We start from the raw sequence: 18,843 nt of genomic DNA, 5'->3' as shown, positions 1-18,843 counted from the left end.
GATCATGCGCCATCCAAGGGGCGAAGCCATGAGTGTCAACCGCGCCCAGCGCGTCGACCTCGAAGTCGTTGCCGGCCTCATTCCGCCGCTCTCGCGGGTGCTCGATGTTGGCTCCGGCGACGGCCTGCTGCTCGAACTCCTGCAGGAGACCAAGCAGGTCGACGGCCGCGGGCTGGAACTGTCGCAGCGCGGCGTCAATGAATGCGTGGCGCGCGGCCTCTCGGTCATCCAGGGCGATGCCGACACCGACCTCGAATTCTATCCCGATAAGGGTTTTGATTTCGTCGTCCTGTCGCAGACCCTGCAGGCGACCCGCAACCCGAAGCTGGTGCTCGACGAGCTGCTGCGAATCGGCAACCGCGCCATCGTCTCCTTCCCCAATTTCGGCCATTGGCGGGTGCGACTGTCGCTGTTCTTCAAGGGACGTATGCCGGTGACCGAGGACCTGCCCTATTCCTGGTACAACACGCCCAACATCCATTTCTGCACCATCCGCGACTTCGTCAACCTGGTCGAGGAGCTCGGCGCCTCGGTCGAGAAAGCGACTGCGCTGGACGGCAACGGCCAGAAGATCGGCCTGTCGATGCCATGGTGGTTCTGGAATTTCTTCGGCCAGCAGGCGGTGTTCTTGCTGAAGCGTTAGAAGGTGTCTTCGACTCGGCCTTTTTGCTATTCATCCTTCCGGTCGAGGCGGAAAATGATTCCAGAGCAATATTCAATTGTACTAGAGACGGAGAATGCCAAATCCATCGACTGGGATGAAATCGGTGTCGGACTAAAAGCGCTGGCGCGCGAGATCGTTGTCGTTTCCTCAACCGGCTTGGCGAGGCCAAAGGTAATTGTCTCGCATGGAGGGCAGGAATCGGACGCCGGTGCGCTGAGAACTAGTTTCGCAGCCGAAGCGCCGGAGTTGCAGCAGGTTAGCTGACCTGGTCTTTGCAGCCTGCCCCGGCGGCCGCTATTACGACCTCAAGAACCATGCGATTCCTCTGGCCGAAGGGAATATCGTCGTTTTCATGGATTCCGACACGGTTCCCCAGACGACTTGGCTCTCGAGCCTTCTGAGCCCCTTTCAAGATCCCGAAACCATCTGCGTGAATGGCCATACCTATCTTATGCACGATGATTTCTTTTCGAGAACCTTCGCTTTGATCTGGTTCTTTCCGATGGCGCGGGGAGACGAAAGATTCGCCTCGAAACGTGCCATCAATGCCAACAACATCGCCTTCCGGCGCGACTGGATAGCCGATCATCCCTTCCCAAAGCACAACGGCTTCAAGGTTTCTTGCACCCTGCTGATGCATCAGCTTTGGCGGGAGCGTCGTAAAATCGTGAATGTCGACGCGCGTGCCTATCACTACCCGCCGCGAGGCTGGCGCTTCTTTCTATGGCGCGCATTGGTGACCGGCCGGGATGCCGACAGGAAATTTGTCGAACTCCATTCGCCCAATCGCGTCCAGCGCATCGTCAAGTCCTTCAGCCGATGGGGCACCATGTCGTGGCGCACGACGCGGCGCGTGATACGTCATGCGCCGCAAACGGGCATGCCGCTTTGGCAGGTTCCGTTTTCGCTGCTTGTCGGCCTCACATTTTACGCCCTGGCGTTTTTCGGCCATTTCAGCTTGGCGATAGGGCTCGTTCGCGACGAGATCGAAACCGTGCCGGACTATGTTGGGCACAGCTAGGCACCGAGAATAACGCCGTCATCCCCATCCAAGTACGTCGATGGCCTTGTGTGGATGCCGAACACCCTCGGCCAGCACCACGTCGGCGTGGGAGTTGTCGGTACGCAAGGCCAGAATCTCCCGATAGGCTGATGAGTCGTACCAGCCGCGCGCATTCTCCCTGTCCGGAAACTCGATGATGATCAGGTGCCCGGGCCATTCGTTCTCGATGACGTCCAGGTCCCCGCCATGGACAAGAAACCGCCCGCCGAACGGCTCCAATGTGGCGTCGATCCTCTGCAGATACTCGACGATCTGCGGGCCCATTGTGACTTGGCGCATATGGGCGACGGCGTAGGCGGTCATGGCTGAACTCCCTGCTCGATCGAAGCGTAATAACCGGCTCCGTTGGCGCAATCTGCGGAAATGACGGCCATCGGTCGATTACGTCAGGGGTAATCGGCTGGCCTACGGGCATCCTGGGCTCAACAGTTTGTGATGACATTGCCACCGGTTTTTTGTAGCGTCGAATCGAATGCCGTCCCGAGGTAAGGCTTGGAAGGGCGACCCATCAAAGCATCCGGCCCTCCAGGGAATTCGGGGCATAATCGAAGCAGCATGTCCAAGACAACCGACCTCGCTCCGCTGATCTCGGTGATCACGCCGACGCACAATCGCCGCAGCAAGGTGGTGCGCGCCGTCGAGAGCGTGCTGGCGCAGAATTTTGCCCGGTTCGAGCACATCGTCGTCGATGACGGCTCGACCGACGGCACGGCCGCCGCACTCGCCGAAATCCGCGATCCACGGCTGATCTATGTCGGCTCGAAATGGCGTGGTGCCAATGCCGCCCGCAATGCCGGCATCGAGCGGGCACGGGCGCCGGTGGTGACATTCCTCGATTCCGACGACGTCTATTTGCCAGACCGGCTGGTGCGGACGCTGGAGCAGTTCGACAACAATCCCTCGCTCGAAGTGCTGATCAGTTCCTTCGTGTCGCTGAAGGGCAATCGCCGTACCAATTGCGTCAACCGCGAGGCTCTGCTGAGCCGCGACTCGCTGGAGCGGGCCCTTGTCGCGCAGACCATCTTCATTGCCGGGTCGGCAATCACCGCCCGGCGCGAGTCGCTGCTGGCCATCGGCGGCTACGACAGCGACGTCACGCGCATGCAGGATCGCGAATTGCTGCTGCGCTTTGCCCGGCGCAGCGGCGCGCAACTCTCCGAAGTGATCGACTGGAAAAAATACAATTCGGAGAATTCCATCTCCGGACAGCGCGATGGCTATGTCGAAGCCTATGCCAGTTTGATCGACAAGCACCCCTATATCGCCGACCGCTACCCCCACATTCCGCCCTACATGATCGCCCGGCAGCTCATCGCCGACGCGCTCAAGGGCAGGGTTTCGCAGGCGTTCTCCGGCTATCTGGCCAACCGTTCGTCGAAGGCGCTCGGCTATTCGCTGCCGCAACTGTTGCGCGGCTATGTCGGCGGCCGGCGCTGGCGCCGCGATCTCTACACCGAATTTCGCGACAAATACGGCGCGCGGCCGGCCTAGAGCCGGTTGCATCGCCCGAAGACAGATCTCACTTATCGAGTTCCGGGAAATACGGATCGGAATAGAACCGCCGGTCGCGTTCGCCCTGCAGGCAGTCTATCGGTGCGGCCGCGTCGATCGTTACCACGGTCGCATCGGCAATGCCGCTCACCTCCAGGATAAGCTTGCGGCGTATGGCGGTGGCGAATTCGGAGGCCGCGTAGATCGGCAATACGAAAGAGCCGGGCCCACCAGTGACGCAGTCGTCATAATACTGGTCGAGATGGCTGAAGGTCGGTAACGGGCTGATCAGGATCGGCAGACCGTTGATGACGATGCCCTTGGCCACCGCGGCATCGCGTGTGGTGGCGACCGGCAGCCCGGTGTTGTTGGGGCCGTCGCCGGAGATGTCGATCACGCTGCGTGGCGCGTCGAAGCCGGTGCTGTCGAAAAGCCCGGCGCCGAAGGCAAGCGCGCCGGAAATCGAGGTGCCGCGAAAGCTGCGGAACGGCCGCGCGGCTATTTTGTCGGCGAAGGCGTCGGCGCTCTCTGCGCTGTCGATGACCTGCCAGGCGATGACGCCATCCTCGCGCACGACGCCTGCCCATTCGAAATAGGCAAGCGCGATGCGGCCGGTCGTGCCCGAGCGCACGGCCTTGATGAAATCGGGATGCCTGAGCGCCTCGACATAGCCGGCGCGCTGCAGGGCGAACTCCCGCTCATCCATCGACTGCGAGATATCGACGGCCAGCACCAGCTCTACATCGACGGCAACGGCATTGGCCGGGGCTGCCACGGGCGTGACCGGAGTGCAGGCAAGGCAGGCAAACAGGCTGAGCGCGTCGAGCATGGCCGGACCCACGATGTTTCCACCGGAATCTTCGCCGCGATCGCGGCGAAATAAAGCCTAATGCATGTCGCTCAAAAGTGGCCCCGGTTTTGAGAGAACGACATGCATGAAACAAAGACCTAAAGCGCGTCGCGTGAATCCTTTCAAATGCGACGCGCTTTAGGCTACTCCTTTCGCGGGCGAGCCCCTCTCGGCGGCGGGTCGATGGCGCCGGCCCTCACGCGAGCGGGCTTCAGCGCCGGCGCACCGGAATCTTTCACGATCGTCAGGCCGCGCGGAAAGAACTGAGTGTTGTGCTGGCCGCGCCCGATATTGATGATCGCGGCTCCCTTCAGATGCTTTTCCAGCATCGCCAGCACTCGCCTCAGCGAGGGTCCGTCAAACGCATCCATCGCTTCGTCGATGATCACCCATTTCGGCCGCCGCAACGCGAGCCTGGCCACGCCCAGTAGGCGCTGTTCGTCATCGGCCAACTCATGGTCCCAGCGCCCCACGCGGTCGAGCGACGATGACAGCCGTTCAAGACCAACCTCGGCCAGCACGGCCGAAATGTCGGCATCGTTAGCGGGCGCATGCCCGTTCGCATGATTGAGCACCTCTCGCAACGTGCCGGCCGGCAAATATGGGACACGCGGCACGAAGATGAGGGTTTCTCCAGCCGGTAGGCCGATCCGCCCCCTGCCCCATGGCCACAGGCCGGCAATGGCGCGGAAGAACAGCGTCTTGCCGGCGCCGGGCTCGCCCGTGATCATGACGCGCTCGCCGGGATGGATTTCGACGTGGCTGTCGGCAAGCTTGGTGCAGCCCTCCGACGAGGCCACCTGGAGCTTTTCGAACGTCAGGCTGCCATTGGCGTTGTCGCCGAATTCAATGCGCTTTTCCTTGTCGTGCAGCACATCGGTTTCATCGAGCGCGATGCGGAAGTCGGCAACGCGCATCAGCGTCGCGCGCCAGTCGGCGATGCCACCGATGTTGTTGATGAACCAGCGCAGCGACGAATGCACCTGGTTGAAGGCGCCGACCGCCATCATCAGCCCGCCAAAGCTGATATCGCCCGAGAAATAAACCGGCGATGCCACCAGGATGGGCGCCACGACGGTGATCCAGCCATAGGTATCGGTCACCCAGGACAGGTTGATCTGTGCGGTGTAGATGCGCCGCATGGCGCCCAGCACCATGCCGAGGTCGAGTTCGAGCCGGCGCTTGGCGTCGGCTTCGCCATGGTAGAGCGCAATGGCGTCGACATTCTCGTTGACGCGCACCATCGAGGAGCGCAGCTCGGCCTCACGCGTGTAGCGATCGCTGTTGAGGCGGATCAGCGGCCGCCCGACCAGCCAGCTCAGCCATGAGGCGATGCCGGCATAGAGGAACGCTGCCCAGACCATGTAGCCCGGTATCGCCAGCGACCAGTCATTGATGTGGAAGACGAAGCCCGACGATAGCTGCCACAGCACGCCGACGAAAGACACCAGCAAGATGAAGGATTGCAGCAGGCCGACGCCGAGGTCCGTCGTCAAATCGGACAGGTGCGCGGCATCCTGCTGCATGCGCTGGTCGGGATTGACGCCGATGGCGCCGGCATTGGCCAGCCGGAAGGCCCGCGCCGGCCGCATCCACTGGTCGATCAGGTCGAGCGTCAGCGCCTCGCGCAGCTTCAGCCGGATCATCTGGTTGAGCCATGTCTGAGCGATGTTGAGCACCAGCAGCGTGCCGGCGATCATTGCAAAGATCATGAGCTGGTGCAGGAAGGCCGCCATGTCGCGGCGCGCCAGCGCATCGTAGAAGGGCTGGTTCCAGCGGTTGAGCAGAACCTGGCCGATCGACGTCGCGACGATGACCGCCATGATGCCGACCGACGTCCACACCAGCCATTTGCGCACCGGCGACCCGACCAAAGCCCGTTTGATCGTCGCCACCTGATCGCGCAGGCTGCTGGCCTCAACGGTTACCGGCTGGGCTGTGGCGTTCGCGTCCGGTTGATCAGCCATGACCTGAATCCTTGCGTTCAACAGCGGTGCTTAAACCGAATGGAGGGACTTGAAGGCATCCGCAGCTCAAACGGCCTGTGAATGCATCTGCGACAGATAGGTGGGAAAACCCCACGCAACACCAGTTTTAATCGTGATCACGAAGGTGTCACCTGACGCTTGGTCGATGTCACCCCTTCAGCGCGGCGGCCAAGCCTTGTCGCGCCGTGCGGCGACAGCACCGGCACGAAGACGCGGCGCGAGGCGCGCTGGGCGACCGGCACGCCCTGATAGAGCCGCTTCTGCGCCTCGACCACGATGACGCCGGAAAAGATCGGCCAGAACCGCCTGCCGGCGCGCTCCAGCACATTGTGGAACCGCATCATGAAGCGCCGCGGCGATGGCGGGAAGAACAGCGCGTCGGACCAGGAAGCCGGCGTGAAATTCGCCTCGCGAAGCAATTCGGTGAGCTGGCCGCGCGAGAACGGCCGGCCATTGCCGAACGGCGTGTGCTCGAACCGGGCCCAGACGCCGCGCCGGTTGGGCACGACGATGACGACACGCCCCGCCGGCGACAACACCCGCCAGATCTCGTTCAGCGTCTCGCGCGGGTTTTCGACATGCTCCAGCGAATGCACCAGCAACATGCGGTCGATGCAGGAATCGACCAGCGGCAGTTCCTCGTCGAAGACCAGCGCCGTCGACGTCGGCCCGCTCGCCGGCCAGACCACCGCACCTTGGGTGGCCGGCATGAAGGCAAAGACCCGCTCGGCATCGGTGCCGAACCGCTCCAGCCACGGCAAGGTATAGCCGAGCCCGACCAGCCGCTCATTGGGCACGGCAGCCCATATCGAGGACAGCGCCATGGTGATCGAGCGTTCGGCCAGGCGGCCGAGCGTGGTCGAATAGAAGGAACGGAGATCGACAATATCGGAATGCATGCGCGGGACGGTAGCTGCGATGCCGCTGAAGTTCAACAAAGGTGCCAAGTTCCGGATGACATCGGCGGGCAAGCGCCCTATGTCTGCGGCGACAGATGGAGAGATGAAATGCCGGTCGAAATCGAACAGTTCATGTGCCGCAGCGACAATTTCGGCGTGCTGGTGCATGACCCCAAGAGCGGCGAGACCGCCATCATCGACGCGCCCGAAGAAGCGCCGATCCTGGCCGTGATCGAGCGAACCGGCTGGAAGCCGACGCTGATCCTGACCACCCACCACCATGTCGACCATGTCGAGGCCAATCTGGCGCTGAAGGAGCGCTTCAAGCTGCGCATCGTCGGACCGGAGGCGGAAAAGGAAAAGATCCCCGGCATCGACGAGACCGTCGGCCAAGGCTCGGTCGTCCATCTCGGCGGTGAGCGGATTGATGTCATCGCCACGCCCGGCCACACGGCGGGCCACGTCTCCTATTACCTGCCGGCCTCGAAAGTAGCGTTCACCGCTGACACTCTGTTCGCGCTCGGCTGCGGCCGGCTGTTCGAATGCAAGCCGCCGGTGATGCATGAATCGCTGAAGAAGCTCGCCGCACTGCCGGCCGACACGGTTATCTATTGCGGCCATGAATACACGCTTTCCAATGCCCGCTTCGCGCTGACTGTCGACCCGACCAATTCAGCGCTGAAGGAGCGCGCCGCCAAGATCGAGACGCTGCGCGCCGACAACAAGGCGACGCTGCCGACCACGATTGGCGAGGAATTGTCGACCAATCCGTTCCTGCGCTGGCACGACCCGGCGATCCGCAAGCATCTCGGCATGGAAAAGGCTAGCGATGCCGACGTGTTTGCCGAGATTCGCAAGCGCAAGGACAATTTCTGACCATCGTGACATTCAGGGAGCAGCCATGACCAGCGCCGCTGAAATCATCGCCACGCTTGGCCTCAAGGCGCATCCGGAAGGCGGCTGGTATGCCGAGACCTTTCGCGACGGCGCCGGCGGCGCGCGTGGCCATTCGACGGCGATTTATTTCCTCCTGGAAGAGGACCAGATTTCGGCCTGGCACCGGGTCAAGGACGCGGCCGAGGTCTGGCATTTCCATGCCGGTGCGCCGCTGGCGCTGTCGATGTGCGAGGAAGGCAGTGCCATGATCGAGCAGGTGCTCGGCATTGAACTTGCGGCGGGCGAGCGGCCGCAGATCGTAGTGCCGGCAGGCTGGTGGCAATCCGCGCGCAGCCTCGGCGAATGGACCCTGGTCGGCTGCACCGTGGCGCCGGGCTTCGACTTCGCCGCCTTCGAAATGGCCGAACCCGGCTGGGAACCTAGCTTAGCAAAAAGCCAAGCGTAATTGCCAGCTGGGCGGCATAGTAAAGCACCCAGACCGCATAACGGATACCGGCGCGATAGGGCGCAATTGCCGGCACCAGGAATTTCTCTGCGGCAAGCAGCCCGTCCGACGCCATGAACAGTACGGCGCCGCCGATGACCCACGGATTGTTCAGCGTCAGCGCCGAGATGCCCATCGCCAGGATGGCGACGATATAGACGGCGATCGGCGCTCGCAGGCCGGGACCGACACGGCGCCAGAGTGCCGCCAGCATGACGACGACGAAGGCGGCCATGGCGAGTGCGATGGCGCCGCGCCATGTCTCGGTGCCCAGCACATCCAGCCCGCCGCCGCTGCGCAGGAAGAGCGGCACATAGAGGATATGCGCCGCCAGGAAGCTAGCCAGCCCGCCGAGGAAGGCCTTCTCGCCGTCACGCGACAGGAAGGCGTCGCCGACGGCGCTGAGGGCCAGCGCCGCGATGAGCAGCAACGGACCACCTTGCATGAAAGCCAGCACCGCAAGCATGGCCACGGCCAGCGTCTTTGCCGCCGAGCGGGCCAGCGTCGGCCGCATATCCAGGGTAAAGGCGTAGATCACCGCCGCCACCAGCGAAAAAATCAATGTCGCATTGGCATTGGCGTCGATGCCGCCGGCAAACGGCATCGTCATGCCTTGGCTCCGATCTCAGCCGGCTTGCGCAGAAACAGCGATTTCGCCGCCAGGGCCGCGCCGCCGGTGATCAGCACGCAGGCGGCAAGGATGCGTAGCGACGGCTCGGCGACGCCGGCCGCGATCAGCACCAGCGTCGACAGAAGCGGCGCCGCATAGCTGGCAGCTCCCAACACCTGGATGTTGCCGCGCTTGACGCCGATATCCCAGGCATAGAAGGCCGCACCCACCGGCATCAGCCCGAGACCGAGCACCGCCAGCCACTGGCCTGGACCGTCGGGCAGCACCGTCTGTTCCAGCAGCAGATGGCAGACGAGCGAAAGGGCTGCCGTGGCGGCGCAGAACCAGGTGACGATCGACGTCGGCACCGCCGGAAAACGCCGCGACAGCAGCGAATAGGACGACCACAGCAGCGCGCAGACGGCGGCCATAGCGTAGCCAAAGGCATAGCGCGCATCGAAGGCAAGACCGCCGCCCTTGGTGACGATGAGGACCGTGCCGGCCAGCCCGAGCAGCGCGCCGACGACATGGTTCCAGGCCAGCTTCTCGCCCGGCATCAGCGCCGAGCCGAGCACGATCAGCAGCGGCCACAGATAGGCGATCAGGCTTGCCTCCACCGCCGGCGCGTTGCGCAGCGCGGTGAAGTAGAAGAAGTGGTAGCCGAACAGGCCGGCAATGCCGATCACCCAGACCTGGCGCGGGATCTTCTGGCTTTTGTCTGTCCCCGGCATGAACAGCCGCGCGACCAGCCCGACCGCGGTGCCGATGGTGAAGGTGATGGCCGAGAGCAGGAATGGCGGCACGACGCCCGAGGCGTCGGTGAGCAACGCCAGCAGCGCCCACATGGCGACCGCCGAGAAACCGATCAGTGTTGCGCGCCCCATGCCCGTCTCCGGCGGCGCGCCAGGCGCCTCTAGCAATTCCAGGAAAAGTGTCCGGCGGTTTTCCGTCCGGAATTGCGTAAAAACAAATTATTCAACAGCTTCGAACCGCCCCGCGCTGACGGTCAAGGTGCCGATCTGCGTCCCGACCGTGGCGTGGATCGGCGCATATACGCCGGTTTGGCCGAGCGGTGCAAACGTCACCATCATCTTGCTCTTGTTCTTCAGGTAATTCAGCGCCTTGCGGCCCTTTCGGTAGCCCGCCACCGGCTCGAAGCTCATCTTGCAGGTGACGGTGTCGCCCTTGTAGCCCTTGACCGAGATCGAGCCTTTCGAGGCATAGGTCAGCGTCAGGTCGGCGCGCATCTCGCCATCATAGAATTTCACCTTGCGCCCGCAGACCTTGTCGAGGCTGTCGGCATGGATGACGGTGGCTGCCATCGGGTCGAGCACCGATGTCAGATCGTTGCCACCCAGCGGTATCCAGGTCTTGGGATTGCGCTTTTTCGGTTCGGGGACGACTTGGGTGGCGGTAACCGCGCCATTGGCAAAGCGGATATCGACCACAGAAGCCTTCTTGCCGGACTTGTAGTCGGCGCGAAACGCCTGCGGCTGCATCTGCTTGCCCAGGATCTTGCCCTTTGACGAGATCGTGCCGCTCGTATCGTCGAACAAAGTGGCGATACCGGCGCTGGAGACGGTGCCGTCGATGGAATAGCTATCGCCTTCGTAGTGGCTGTTAAATTTCGCCTTGGCCACCGAAAGGCCGAGGAACGACACCGTGTATTCGCCCTTGAAGGACTGCGGGGCAGCTGCCGGTGCGGCGGCGAGGGCTGACGTCGGCAAGGCAGCGGCAAGCACGGCGACAACGGCATGTGACGGACGAAGCATGGCGGGGATCGTTCCTTGAATTTTCAAGCCGCAGATGGGCAACTCCGGCCTGGCATGTCCCTATGCGACCGCTTATAGGCTGAATTTCGGCCTTTATATGAAAGGACCGCCGCATCCCGAGGGAAGCCGGAGCTTGACGCCTCGGCGAAATGCAACTATGGAACGCCAACTTTTCCATAAGGCCGCCTGACCGAAACCGCGCGCCGCCCGGCGCGGGCGAAAATGGTTTGGCAGGCTTAGAAAGAACTGAAGGTTAGAACCATGTCCCGTACCTGCGAACTCACTGCCAAGGCAGTCCAGACCGGCAACAATGTGAGCCACGCCAACAACAAGACCAAGCGCCGCTTCCTGCCGAACCTCGTCAATGTGACGCTGATTTCGGAAGCGCTGAACCAGAATGTGCGCCTGCGCATTTCGGCCAACGCGTTGCGTTCGGTCGAGCATCGCGGTGGCCTCGACGCCTTCCTGGCCAAGGCCGACGCCAAGGAATTGTCGCAGCGCGCGCGCCTCTTGAAGAAGCAGATCGCCAAGAAGCTGGCCGACCAGCCCGCCGCTTGAAGACTTTAAGGCGGGGGACGACCGCCTTGAGCATCGGAGCGATCCGATGCTCAAAACTTGCAAGGCAGCGCGATCCGCATTTCGGATAGCGCCTGGCTGGTTCCATTACCCAGGATAAAAAAATGACTTCCTTCTCGCGATATCTGCCCTTTGTGGCCGCCATGGCGCTTGTCGTCGTGGCATCGAACATCCTCGTGCAGTTCCCGATGCAGGGCCATGTCGGCGGCCTGTCGCTGGCCGACATCCTGACCTGGGGCGCCTTCACCTACCCCTTCTCCTTCCTGGTCACCGACCTTGCCAACCGCCGCTACGGCCCGACCCTGGCGCGTCGCATCGTTTTTGTCGGCTTCATGACCGCGGTGATCTGCTCGATCCTTGTCCCGCCCTTCCTGTTTCGCCACGGCCTGATCGAATTCGAGACCGCAGCCGACCGGCTGGTGCGCATTGCGACGGCTTCGGGTGCGGCGTTCCTTTGCGCGCAATTGCTCGACGTCACGGTGTTCAATCGGCTGCGCCGGCAGAGCTGGTGGCGCGCGCCGATCGTCGGCACGCTGGTCGGCTCGGTGTTTGACACGCTGGTGTTCTTCAGCGTCGCCTTTTCCGCCCTCTTCGCCTTCGCCGGCCCGAACGACAGCTTTGCGCTGGAGACGGCGCCGCTGATGGGCGTGCTGCCGGTCGAGACCATGCGCTGGGTCTCCTGGGCGCTCGGCGATCTCTCGGTGAAGCTGATCATCGCCGTGGTGGCGCTGATCCCCTACCGGCTGCTCGCCGCCCGCTGGAGCCAGCCGGCCTTGGCCGCTTGAGGCCATGATTCCCTGGGTCCAGCTCGATTCGGCCAAAACACCGGATGGCGGGCAGGAACTGCGGTTAAAGCAGCGCGGCAGCGAGTTCTCGATCATGCTCGGCACCAACGAGCTGATGAACAGCCGCCTCAGCGGTTCCGAGGAAGAGCTGGCAAAACTGTCCTGCGACAGGATTGCCGGACACAGCCGACCGAAAATCCTGATCGGCGGCCTCGGCATGGGCTTTACGCTGCGCGCAGCGCTTGCCGAACTTGGCGCAGACGCAGGCATCACCGTCGCCGAGCTTGTCCCGGAGGTCATTGCGTGGGCGCGCGGCCCGATGGCTGCGCTTTTTGCCGGCTGTCTCGACGATCCCCGTGTGAGCGTCCGCGAGGCCGATGTCGGACACATCATAAGATCCGACAAGGCGGCCTGGGACGCCGTCCTGCTCGACGTCGACAATGGTCCCGAAGGCATCGTCTACGAGGGCAATGACGCCCTTTACGGCGCCGCCGGCCTCGGCGCGGCGCGTGCCGCATTGAAGCCCGGCGGTGTGCTGGCGGTGTGGTCGCAAGGGCCGGACAGCGGCTTCACGCGCAGGCTCAAGCAAGCGGGTTTTGTCGTGGACGAGGTAAAGACGCGCGCCAATGGCAAGCGCGGGGCGCGCCACGTCATCTGGATCGCAACCAACCCGCGATAAGCCTGCTGCTCTCAATCCTTGTGCAGGATGAATTCCAGATAGAGGTTGCGCTGCAGGATCGAATGGTTGTCGTCCGAGATCAGCGACACCATCACCGCGCCGTCGTCGCGGGTCCAGACGTCGAGCCCTTCCATATTGTCGATCTGGTAGCCCATATCGGCTTCCATCAGCACCGGTCCGTCGGCGACAGCGCCCTTCTCGACGCTTTCGCCATAGATGCGTCTGAGCCGCATCTTTACCCCGCCGGCCATCGAAAAACTGCGCTCTAAGAGCAGCAGGTCGCCATCCGGCAGGAAGGCGCCGTCGGTGATGTCGAAATCGCCATTGCGCTTGACCGTGAAGACGCCCTTGTGCGGCCCTTCGATGATGGCGGCATAGATGTTGCCTGCCTTGTCGAGGCTCTTTTCCGAGACCACGACCAGCCCGCCCTCGTGCTGGCCGTAAGGATTGGCGTGGGTGACGGTCTCGAAGCCGCGGTTCTGCCTGAGTTCCCGGGCCGGAACCAGGAAGTTCAGCTGCTTGAACGGCGCCTTCATATTGTCGGGGTCGATCTTGAACTGGGCGACGCGCTGGTCGCGCTCGAAGCCGACGGTAGCGATGCCATCCTTGACCGCCAGGCCTTCGGCGTCGACCTGCCATTTCTTGTCGATCGGCCGGCCCGAGGCATCGACCATCTGCTGCATGCGGAAATTCTGGATGCCGGACGGCCGCTTGTCGGCGTCGTGGGCTATGGTGCCGAAAAACCAGAAGCCTGTATCGGCGACGCCGATGAAATCGCCGCCAGGTTTGAGGAAGCGAAACGCCGACAGCGCGCCGAAATCGCGCGTCGTCGAGGTCATCTCAAGACCGCCGACGAACTCCAGCGGACCGAACTGTTTGTCGGCGCTGCCTATATGGAAGGCGCTGATCGGGCGTGCCGAGACTTGGACCGGCTCGACCGCGCTTGGCCCGGCGGCGATGGCTGGCGCCAAAGCCACGCCAAACAAGGCAGTGGCGGCGAAAAACGTCTGCCTGAAGCCACCGCGCAAAGAGATCATCCGGCGCGCCGATAGCCGCCGCGGCGCGTGTCGCGCGCGTTTTCCTCGGCAAACAGCGAGGCCAGCTGCTCGGTCATGGCGCCGGCCAGTTCCTCGGCATCGACAATGGTGACGGCGCGCCGGTAATAGCGGGTGACGTCATGACCGATGCCGATTGCCAGAAGCTCCACCGGCGAGCGTGTCTCGATCAGCTCGATGACGGCGCGCAAATGGCGCTCGAGATAGTTGCCCGGGTTGACCGACAGCGTCGAATCGTCGACCGGCGCGCCGTCCGAGATCATCATCAGGATCTTGCGCTGTTCGGGCCGGGCGATCAGCCGGTTGTGCGCCCACAGCAGCGCCTCGCCGTCGATGTTTTCCTTGAGCAGGCCTTCGCGCATCATCAGGCCGAGATTGCGGCGCGCCCGCCGCCATGGATGATCGGCAGACTTGTAGATGATGTGGCGCAGATCGTTGAGCCGGCCGGGATTCGGCGGCTTGCCGTCCTTCAGCCACTTCTCGCGCGCCTGGCCGCCCTTCCACGCCCTTGTGGTGAAGCCGAGAATCTCCACCGAGACGCCGCAGCGCTCGAGCGTGCGCGCCAAAATGTCGGCGCAGGTGGCGGCCACCGTGATCGGCCGGCCGCGCATCGAGCCCGAATTGTCGAGCACCAGCGTCACCACCGTGTCGCGGAATTTGGTATCGCGCTCCTGCTTGAACGACAGCGGCTGCATCGGGTCGATGACGACACGCACCAGCCGGGCTGGGTCGAGATAGCCTTCCTCGAGGTCGAAATCCCAGGAGCGGTTCTGCTGCGCCATCAGGCGCCGTTGCAGCCGGTTGGCGAGCCGGCCGACGACGCCGGAGAGATTGGCCAGCTGCTTGTCGAGGAAGGCACGCAGCCGGTCGAGTTCTTCCTCCTCGCACAATTCCTCGGCGCCCACCGTCTCGTCGAAGGCGGTGGTAAAGACCTTGTAGTCGATTTCCTTCGGCAGATTGGTGAAGGGATTGTCGTTGCGGCGCGCTTCGCCCGGCGTTTCGGCGTCCGCGTCATCATCGTCGGACAAATCGTCGGCGGTGGCGTCTGATGCCTCCGTCTCGGAGGACTGTTCGTCGTCGGCCGACGCTTCAGCATCCTCGGACTGCGACTGCTCGGAGCCGGAATCGTCTTCGCCGCCCTCCTCGCTTTGCTCCTCGCCTTGCGGCTGGTTCTCGTCATTGTCCTCGGAGTCTTCGGTCTCCTGGTCGTCGCCGAGTTCCTCGGCCATCTCCATGGACGCAAGCATGTCGCGCACGACGCGGGCGAAGGCCTGCTGGTCGCCGAGCTTGGCTGACAGACCGTCGAGGTCGGCCTTGGCCTTCTCCTCGACCCAGGGGCGCCAGAGTTCGACCAGCCGCTCACCGCTCTTCGGGATCGGGCGGCCGGTCAGCTTCTCGCGCACCATGAGCGCAAGCGCCTCCTCGATCGGCGCGTCGGCCTTGTCCTTGACGTCGACAAGATTGGCCTTGGCGTATTTGTCCTCCAGCATCGAGCCGATATTGTCGGCGACGCCCTGCATGGCGCGGCTGCCGATCGCCTCGACACGCGCCTGCTCGACGGCGTCATAGATCGACCTCGCCAGCTTGCCTTCCGGCGCCAGCTTGGTGTGGATGCGCTGATCGTGGCAGGCCCGCTTCAACGCCATGGAATCGCCAAGCCCGCGGGTGATCGCGATATCCTCTTTCGAGGCTTTCTTCGGCAATTCAGGCAGGCGGGCACGACTGCCGGCAAGGGCGGGCCGGTCCTTGGCGAAGCCGACCTCAAGCTCCTTGTCGCCGGCAATGGCGCGCATGCAGACGGTGACAGCGCGCTTGAAGCTGTCGGCTTCAGAGCCCGTTTTCGACTTGTTGCGCGTGTTGTCGCCCGGACCCGCCATCGAGGCTCTGCTTAGCCCAGCACCACGTTGGCGGCGCTCTCGGGCAGATCCTCGCCGAAGGCGCGCTGGTAGAACTCGGCCACCACCGAACGCTCCAGCTCGTCGCACTTGTTGAGGAAGGTCAGCCGGAACGCCATGCCGATATTGCCGAAGATCTCGGCATTTTCGGCCCAGGTGATCACGGTCCGCGGGCTCATCACGGTCGACAGGTCGCCGTTGATGAAGGCCGAGCGCGTCATGTCAGCGACGCGTACCATCTTGTTGACGATGTCCTTGCCCTTGCCGTCGCGATAGTGCTTGGCCTTGGCCAGCACGATGTTCACCTCATTGTCGTGCGGCAGATAGTTCAGCGTGGTGACGATCGACCAGCGGTCCATCTGCGCCTGATTGATCTGCTGCGTGCCGTGATAGAGGCCGGTGGTGTCGCCAAGGCCAACCGTGTTGGCGGTCGAAAACAACCGGAAGGCCGGATGCGGACGGATGACGCGGCTCTGGTCGAGCAGCGTCAGGCGGCCCGACGATTCCAGCACGCGCTGGATGACGAACATCACGTCGGGACGGCCGGCATCATACTCGTCGAAGCACAGCGCGACATTGTGCTGGTAGGCCCAGGGCAAGATGCCGTCGCGGAATTCGGTGATCTGCAAGCCGTCCTTGACGACGATGGCGTCCTTGCCGACGAGGTCGATACGGCTGACATGGCTGTCGAGGTTGACGCGCACGCAAGGCCAATTGAGGCGGGCGGCGACCTGTTCGATATGGGTCGACTTGCCGGTGCCGTGATAGCCAGACACCATGACGCGGCGGTTGTAGGCAAAGCCGGCAAGGATCGCCAGTGTCGTCGCCTTGTCGAACAGATAGTCCGGATCGATGTCCGGCACATGCTCTGATGTTACCGAATAGGCCGGCACCACCATCTTGGACTCGAAGCCGAATTTTTCCTTCACCGACACCGTCGTGTCCGGCAAATTGGCGATGTCGCGATCGACCTTGTTCATCTCTATCCACGTCTCCACGGGCGAAAAGCCTGATTTCGCCGGCAATCGATTTTGTCCGGGGGCGGTCTTAGAGCCTTTTCCACCCTTATGAAAGTTGGAAAACGACACGAACCGTTGGGTCGCTCAGCACAAACCCGCCTGCTTGAGCACGCGATAGGCCTGCAGCACATCGCGGAACCGGTCTTCCGAACCTCTGTCGCCGCCATTCGCATCCGGATGGTGGCGCTTCACAAGTTCCTTATAGCGCGCCTTGATGTCCTTGCCAGTCGCCTTTGTATCAAGGCCAAGCGTTTCCAGCGCCTTGGCCTCAAGCGGCTTGGCCTTGCGTTCGCGCGCCTCGCGCGGGTCTTTCGGGCCTTTGAACAGGTCGAACGGGTCGCGCATGCGGTTGTAATAGCCGGCGCGGCCGGAGCGCATCTGCGCCATATCGGGGGAGGAGCGTGTCGAAGCGCCGGCGAGGCCCATCTTCCATGTCGGCCGGTGGCCGGTCATCGCCTCCTTCTGGAAGCGGGCGATCTCGGTATCCGGCACGCCGGAGAAGTAATTGAAACCCTTGTTGTATTCGCGCACGTGGTCGAAGCAGAACTGAAAATACTCGCCCTCCTTCATGCGACCGACCGGCGCGCGATGGGTGCCGGCCTCCTTGCAGCCGTCCCACTGGCAGATTGGCGAGCGCGACTTCAGCTCCGCGTCCTTTTCGGGACGGATCCGAATCTTCTCGAAATATTTGGGGTACGATTTCATCTCACCCATTTATGGGCTGTTCGCACGTGCGAAACAAGAATTGACATTTTCGCCATGATCGCCCTAACCGCTGAATCGCGGCATAAAGCAGGGCGAATGGTGATTTTTGAGGCGGCCCGGCGAGATCGATCCCGATTTCCCGATCACGCCTTGCAGATATGGTGAAGGGAAACGGCGATGTCCATACAGACGACCATGGAAGACAAGCTGAACAAGGCGTTTTCGCCGGAGCGGCTGGTTATCGTCAATGAAAGTCATCTCCATGCCGGCCACCATCACCACGGCTCCGACCATCACGGCGCCTATGACGGCACCGGCGAGACGCATTTCCGTGTCCGCATCGTCTCGCCCGTCTTTGCCGGCATGAGCCGCATCGACCGCCACCGCGCCGTCAACGAACTGCTGGCGGCGGAGCTGAAGGCCGGCGTCCATGCGCTGGCCATCGAACCGGCAGCCCCAGGCGAAAAGACCAGGTGGTAGACGTCAGGCGACCGTCGATTTCAAGAACGCCAGCGTTGCGGCCGTCAACGCATCGCCGTCCTCGCCAAAGTCATGGTTGATCGACATATGCGTGTATGCGCTACCGTCGAACAGCGTCACCGCCGTGCCGGTGGCGCGCAGGCGCTTGGCAAAGGCCGTCGATTGCTCTTCGCGGCCATCGGCGCGCGAATAGGCGATGAAGGTCGGCGGATGCTTGCGCCCGTCGACATAGCTCGCCGGCGACAGAGCCGCCCATTGTGCCGGGTCGGAGAAGACACGCGCATAGGCCCGAACCATGCCGCCATTCCTGGATAGCGCGGCAAGATCATAGGCCCTGGTGTCGTCGAGGATCAGCGCGGCGACGCCGGCCAGTCCGCCGCGCATGCCGGTCAGCGCGATCAGATGGCAGCCGGCCGAATGGCCCATGCCGACGATGCGGTCCGGATCGCCGCCATGCCGGGCGATGTTGGCGCGCACATAGGCGTAGGCCTTTTCCACATCGCCGGCCTCGGCTGCGACATCGGCTTCCGGCAGCATGCGATAGTCGATGGAGACGAAGCAGAAGCCGTTGGCGAGCAGGAAGGCCGGCTTGGCGCCGACCTGGCTGCGCTTGCCGAACCGCCAGGCGCCGCCATGGACGAAAAACACCACCGGCAGGTTCTTCGCGCCGGCCGGCGCGTAAATGTCGAGCTTGGCCGGTCCATAGTCGAACGTCTGCGGTTGCGGCTGGCGCTGCGGCTTAGCTGCCGTTCCACCGGCAGCCAGCATCGCTGCGATGGATGCCGCGATGAAGCTGCGTCGATCGATCATCGTCATCTCCGGCCAAGTTTAGGCGACAGCGCGCGGACGCTCGCCACGCACCTCATCTACGAACCAAAAATGACAACTTTCGGTGCGAAAACAAATCCTCTCCTTGACGCTCCGCCAGCAA

At 63.0% G+C, this 18,843-nt stretch carries 22 protein-coding genes; 10 read left to right on the top strand and 12 right to left on the bottom strand.

Going from position 1 to position 18,843, the window contains the following annotated elements:
• Positions 1 to 28 precede the first annotated feature (28 nt).
• From metW to AC1D1L_RS21635, 3 genes are all read left to right on the top strand, one after another.
• Complete coding sequence (gene metW, locus AC1D1L_RS21645; RefSeq protein WP_477343475.1) at positions 29 to 643, top strand: methionine biosynthesis protein MetW; 615 nt, start codon at positions 29 to 31, stop codon at positions 641 to 643.
• A gap of 54 nt (positions 644 to 697) precedes the next feature.
• Positions 698 to 928 (top strand): hypothetical protein, encoded by a 231-nt coding sequence (locus AC1D1L_RS21640; protein ID WP_477343474.1) that lies wholly within the window; start codon positions 698 to 700, stop codon positions 926 to 928.
• Between the two features lie 88 nt (positions 929 to 1,016).
• The gene (locus AC1D1L_RS21635; protein WP_477343473.1) at positions 1,017 to 1,685 is read left to right on the top strand and encodes a glycosyltransferase family 2 protein; all 669 of its coding nucleotides are present in this window, start codon (positions 1,017 to 1,019) and stop codon (positions 1,683 to 1,685) included.
• 18 nt (positions 1,686 to 1,703) lie between these two features.
• Here the strand turns inward: AC1D1L_RS21635 and AC1D1L_RS21630 are convergent, their stop codons facing one another.
• Positions 1,704 to 2,030, bottom strand: coding sequence for a DUF1330 domain-containing protein (locus tag AC1D1L_RS21630; RefSeq protein ID WP_477343472.1), 327 nt, complete (start codon positions 2,028 to 2,030; stop codon positions 1,704 to 1,706).
• Between the two features lie 252 nt (positions 2,031 to 2,282).
• Here AC1D1L_RS21630 and AC1D1L_RS21625 point away from each other — a divergent pair, with 252 nt between their 5' ends.
• Positions 2,283 to 3,218 carry a glycosyltransferase family 2 protein gene (locus AC1D1L_RS21625; protein ID WP_477343471.1) on the top strand — a complete coding sequence of 312 codons (936 nt, stop codon included), beginning with the start codon at positions 2,283 to 2,285 and terminating at the stop codon, positions 3,216 to 3,218.
• 28 nt (positions 3,219 to 3,246) lie between these two features.
• Here AC1D1L_RS21625 and AC1D1L_RS21620 read toward each other — a convergent pair whose 3' ends face one another.
• The 3 genes from AC1D1L_RS21620 to AC1D1L_RS21610 form a co-directional block, all read right to left on the bottom strand.
• The gene (locus tag AC1D1L_RS21620; protein ID WP_477343582.1) at positions 3,247 to 4,047 is read right to left on the bottom strand and encodes a DUF1194 domain-containing protein; all 801 of its coding nucleotides are present in this window, start codon (positions 4,045 to 4,047) and stop codon (positions 3,247 to 3,249) included.
• A 164-nt stretch (positions 4,048 to 4,211) separates the two neighbouring features.
• Positions 4,212 to 6,035 carry an ABC transporter ATP-binding protein/permease gene (locus tag AC1D1L_RS21615; RefSeq protein WP_477343470.1) on the bottom strand — a complete coding sequence of 608 codons (1,824 nt, stop codon included), beginning with the start codon at positions 6,033 to 6,035 and terminating at the stop codon, positions 4,212 to 4,214.
• Between the two features lie 137 nt (positions 6,036 to 6,172).
• Complete coding sequence (locus tag AC1D1L_RS21610) at positions 6,173 to 6,955, bottom strand: class I SAM-dependent methyltransferase (RefSeq protein WP_352557739.1); 783 nt, start codon at positions 6,953 to 6,955, stop codon at positions 6,173 to 6,175.
• A gap of 108 nt (positions 6,956 to 7,063) precedes the next feature.
• Between AC1D1L_RS21610 and gloB the strand changes: the two genes are divergently transcribed.
• Both gloB and AC1D1L_RS21600 read left to right on the top strand, forming a co-directional pair.
• Complete coding sequence (gene gloB, locus AC1D1L_RS21605) at positions 7,064 to 7,831, top strand: hydroxyacylglutathione hydrolase (RefSeq protein ID WP_477343469.1); 768 nt, start codon at positions 7,064 to 7,066, stop codon at positions 7,829 to 7,831.
• Positions 7,832 to 7,856: 25 nt separating this feature from the next.
• Positions 7,857 to 8,297: a cupin domain-containing protein gene (locus AC1D1L_RS21600; RefSeq protein WP_477343468.1), complete on the top strand. Its 441-nt coding sequence runs from the start codon at positions 7,857 to 7,859 to the stop codon at positions 8,295 to 8,297.
• On the opposite strand, the gene AC1D1L_RS21595 is transcribed toward AC1D1L_RS21600, so the two are convergent.
• The 3 genes from AC1D1L_RS21595 to AC1D1L_RS21585 form a co-directional block, all read right to left on the bottom strand.
• Positions 8,272 to 8,946, bottom strand: a complete 675-nt coding sequence (locus AC1D1L_RS21595; RefSeq protein WP_477343467.1) for a lysoplasmalogenase — start codon at positions 8,944 to 8,946, stop codon at positions 8,272 to 8,274. The two genes, AC1D1L_RS21600 and AC1D1L_RS21595, sit on opposite strands and share 26 nt — an antisense overlap.
• Positions 8,943 to 9,830, bottom strand: a complete 888-nt coding sequence (gene yddG / locus AC1D1L_RS21590) for an aromatic amino acid exporter YddG (RefSeq protein ID WP_477343466.1) — start codon at positions 9,828 to 9,830, stop codon at positions 8,943 to 8,945. Before yddG ends, AC1D1L_RS21595 begins: the two co-directional genes overlap by 4 nt.
• Positions 9,831 to 9,917: 87 nt before the next feature.
• Positions 9,918 to 10,718 carry a DUF3108 domain-containing protein gene (locus AC1D1L_RS21585; protein ID WP_477343465.1) on the bottom strand — a complete coding sequence of 267 codons (801 nt, stop codon included), beginning with the start codon at positions 10,716 to 10,718 and terminating at the stop codon, positions 9,918 to 9,920.
• Between the two features lie 261 nt (positions 10,719 to 10,979).
• Between AC1D1L_RS21585 and rpmB the strand changes: the two genes are divergently transcribed.
• The 3 genes from rpmB to AC1D1L_RS21570 all read left to right on the top strand — a co-directional run bounded on the left by rpmB (position 10,980) and on the right by AC1D1L_RS21570 (position 12,758).
• Positions 10,980 to 11,276 (top strand): 50S ribosomal protein L28, encoded by a 297-nt coding sequence (gene rpmB, locus AC1D1L_RS21580; protein ID WP_023670682.1) that lies wholly within the window; start codon positions 10,980 to 10,982, stop codon positions 11,274 to 11,276.
• 122 nt (positions 11,277 to 11,398) lie between these two features.
• Entirely contained in the window at positions 11,399 to 12,079 is a 681-nt protein-coding gene (locus AC1D1L_RS21575) for a queuosine precursor transporter (RefSeq protein WP_477343464.1), read from the top strand.
• Between the two features lie 4 nt (positions 12,080 to 12,083).
• Positions 12,084 to 12,758 (top strand): polyamine aminopropyltransferase, encoded by a 675-nt coding sequence (locus AC1D1L_RS21570; protein WP_477343463.1) that lies wholly within the window; start codon positions 12,084 to 12,086, stop codon positions 12,756 to 12,758.
• Positions 12,759 to 12,769: 11 nt separating this feature from the next.
• On the opposite strand, the gene AC1D1L_RS21565 is transcribed toward AC1D1L_RS21570, so the two are convergent.
• From AC1D1L_RS21565 to AC1D1L_RS21550, 4 genes are all read right to left on the bottom strand, one after another.
• Entirely contained in the window at positions 12,770 to 13,795 is a 1,026-nt protein-coding gene (locus AC1D1L_RS21565) for an esterase-like activity of phytase family protein (protein WP_477343462.1), read from the bottom strand.
• Entirely contained in the window at positions 13,792 to 15,690 is a 1,899-nt protein-coding gene (cobT, locus tag AC1D1L_RS21560) for a cobaltochelatase subunit CobT (RefSeq protein WP_477263107.1), read from the bottom strand. Before cobT ends, AC1D1L_RS21565 begins: the two co-directional genes overlap by 4 nt.
• An 11-nt stretch (positions 15,691 to 15,701) precedes the next feature.
• Positions 15,702 to 16,688, bottom strand: coding sequence for a cobaltochelatase subunit CobS (gene cobS / locus AC1D1L_RS21555; RefSeq protein WP_112393311.1), 987 nt, complete (start codon positions 16,686 to 16,688; stop codon positions 15,702 to 15,704).
• A gap of 123 nt (positions 16,689 to 16,811) precedes the next feature.
• Positions 16,812 to 17,441, bottom strand: a complete 630-nt coding sequence (locus AC1D1L_RS21550; protein WP_112562202.1) for a J domain-containing protein — start codon at positions 17,439 to 17,441, stop codon at positions 16,812 to 16,814.
• 168 nt (positions 17,442 to 17,609) lie between these two features.
• Here AC1D1L_RS21550 and AC1D1L_RS21545 point away from each other — a divergent pair, with 168 nt between their 5' ends.
• Positions 17,610 to 17,912: a BolA family protein gene (locus AC1D1L_RS21545; RefSeq protein WP_112562201.1), complete on the top strand. Its 303-nt coding sequence runs from the start codon at positions 17,610 to 17,612 to the stop codon at positions 17,910 to 17,912.
• Positions 17,913 to 17,915: 3 nt separating this feature from the next.
• Here the strand turns inward: AC1D1L_RS21545 and AC1D1L_RS21540 are convergent, their stop codons facing one another.
• Positions 17,916 to 18,722, bottom strand: a complete 807-nt coding sequence (locus AC1D1L_RS21540) for an alpha/beta hydrolase (protein ID WP_477343460.1) — start codon at positions 18,720 to 18,722, stop codon at positions 17,916 to 17,918.
• Between the last annotated feature and the right edge of the window lie 121 nt (positions 18,723 to 18,843).

Source organism: Mesorhizobium sp. P2_D6 (assembly GCF_056404315.1).
The sequence above is the reverse complement of the archived record's forward strand: the minus strand, read 5'-3'. Positions and strand labels throughout refer to the sequence as shown.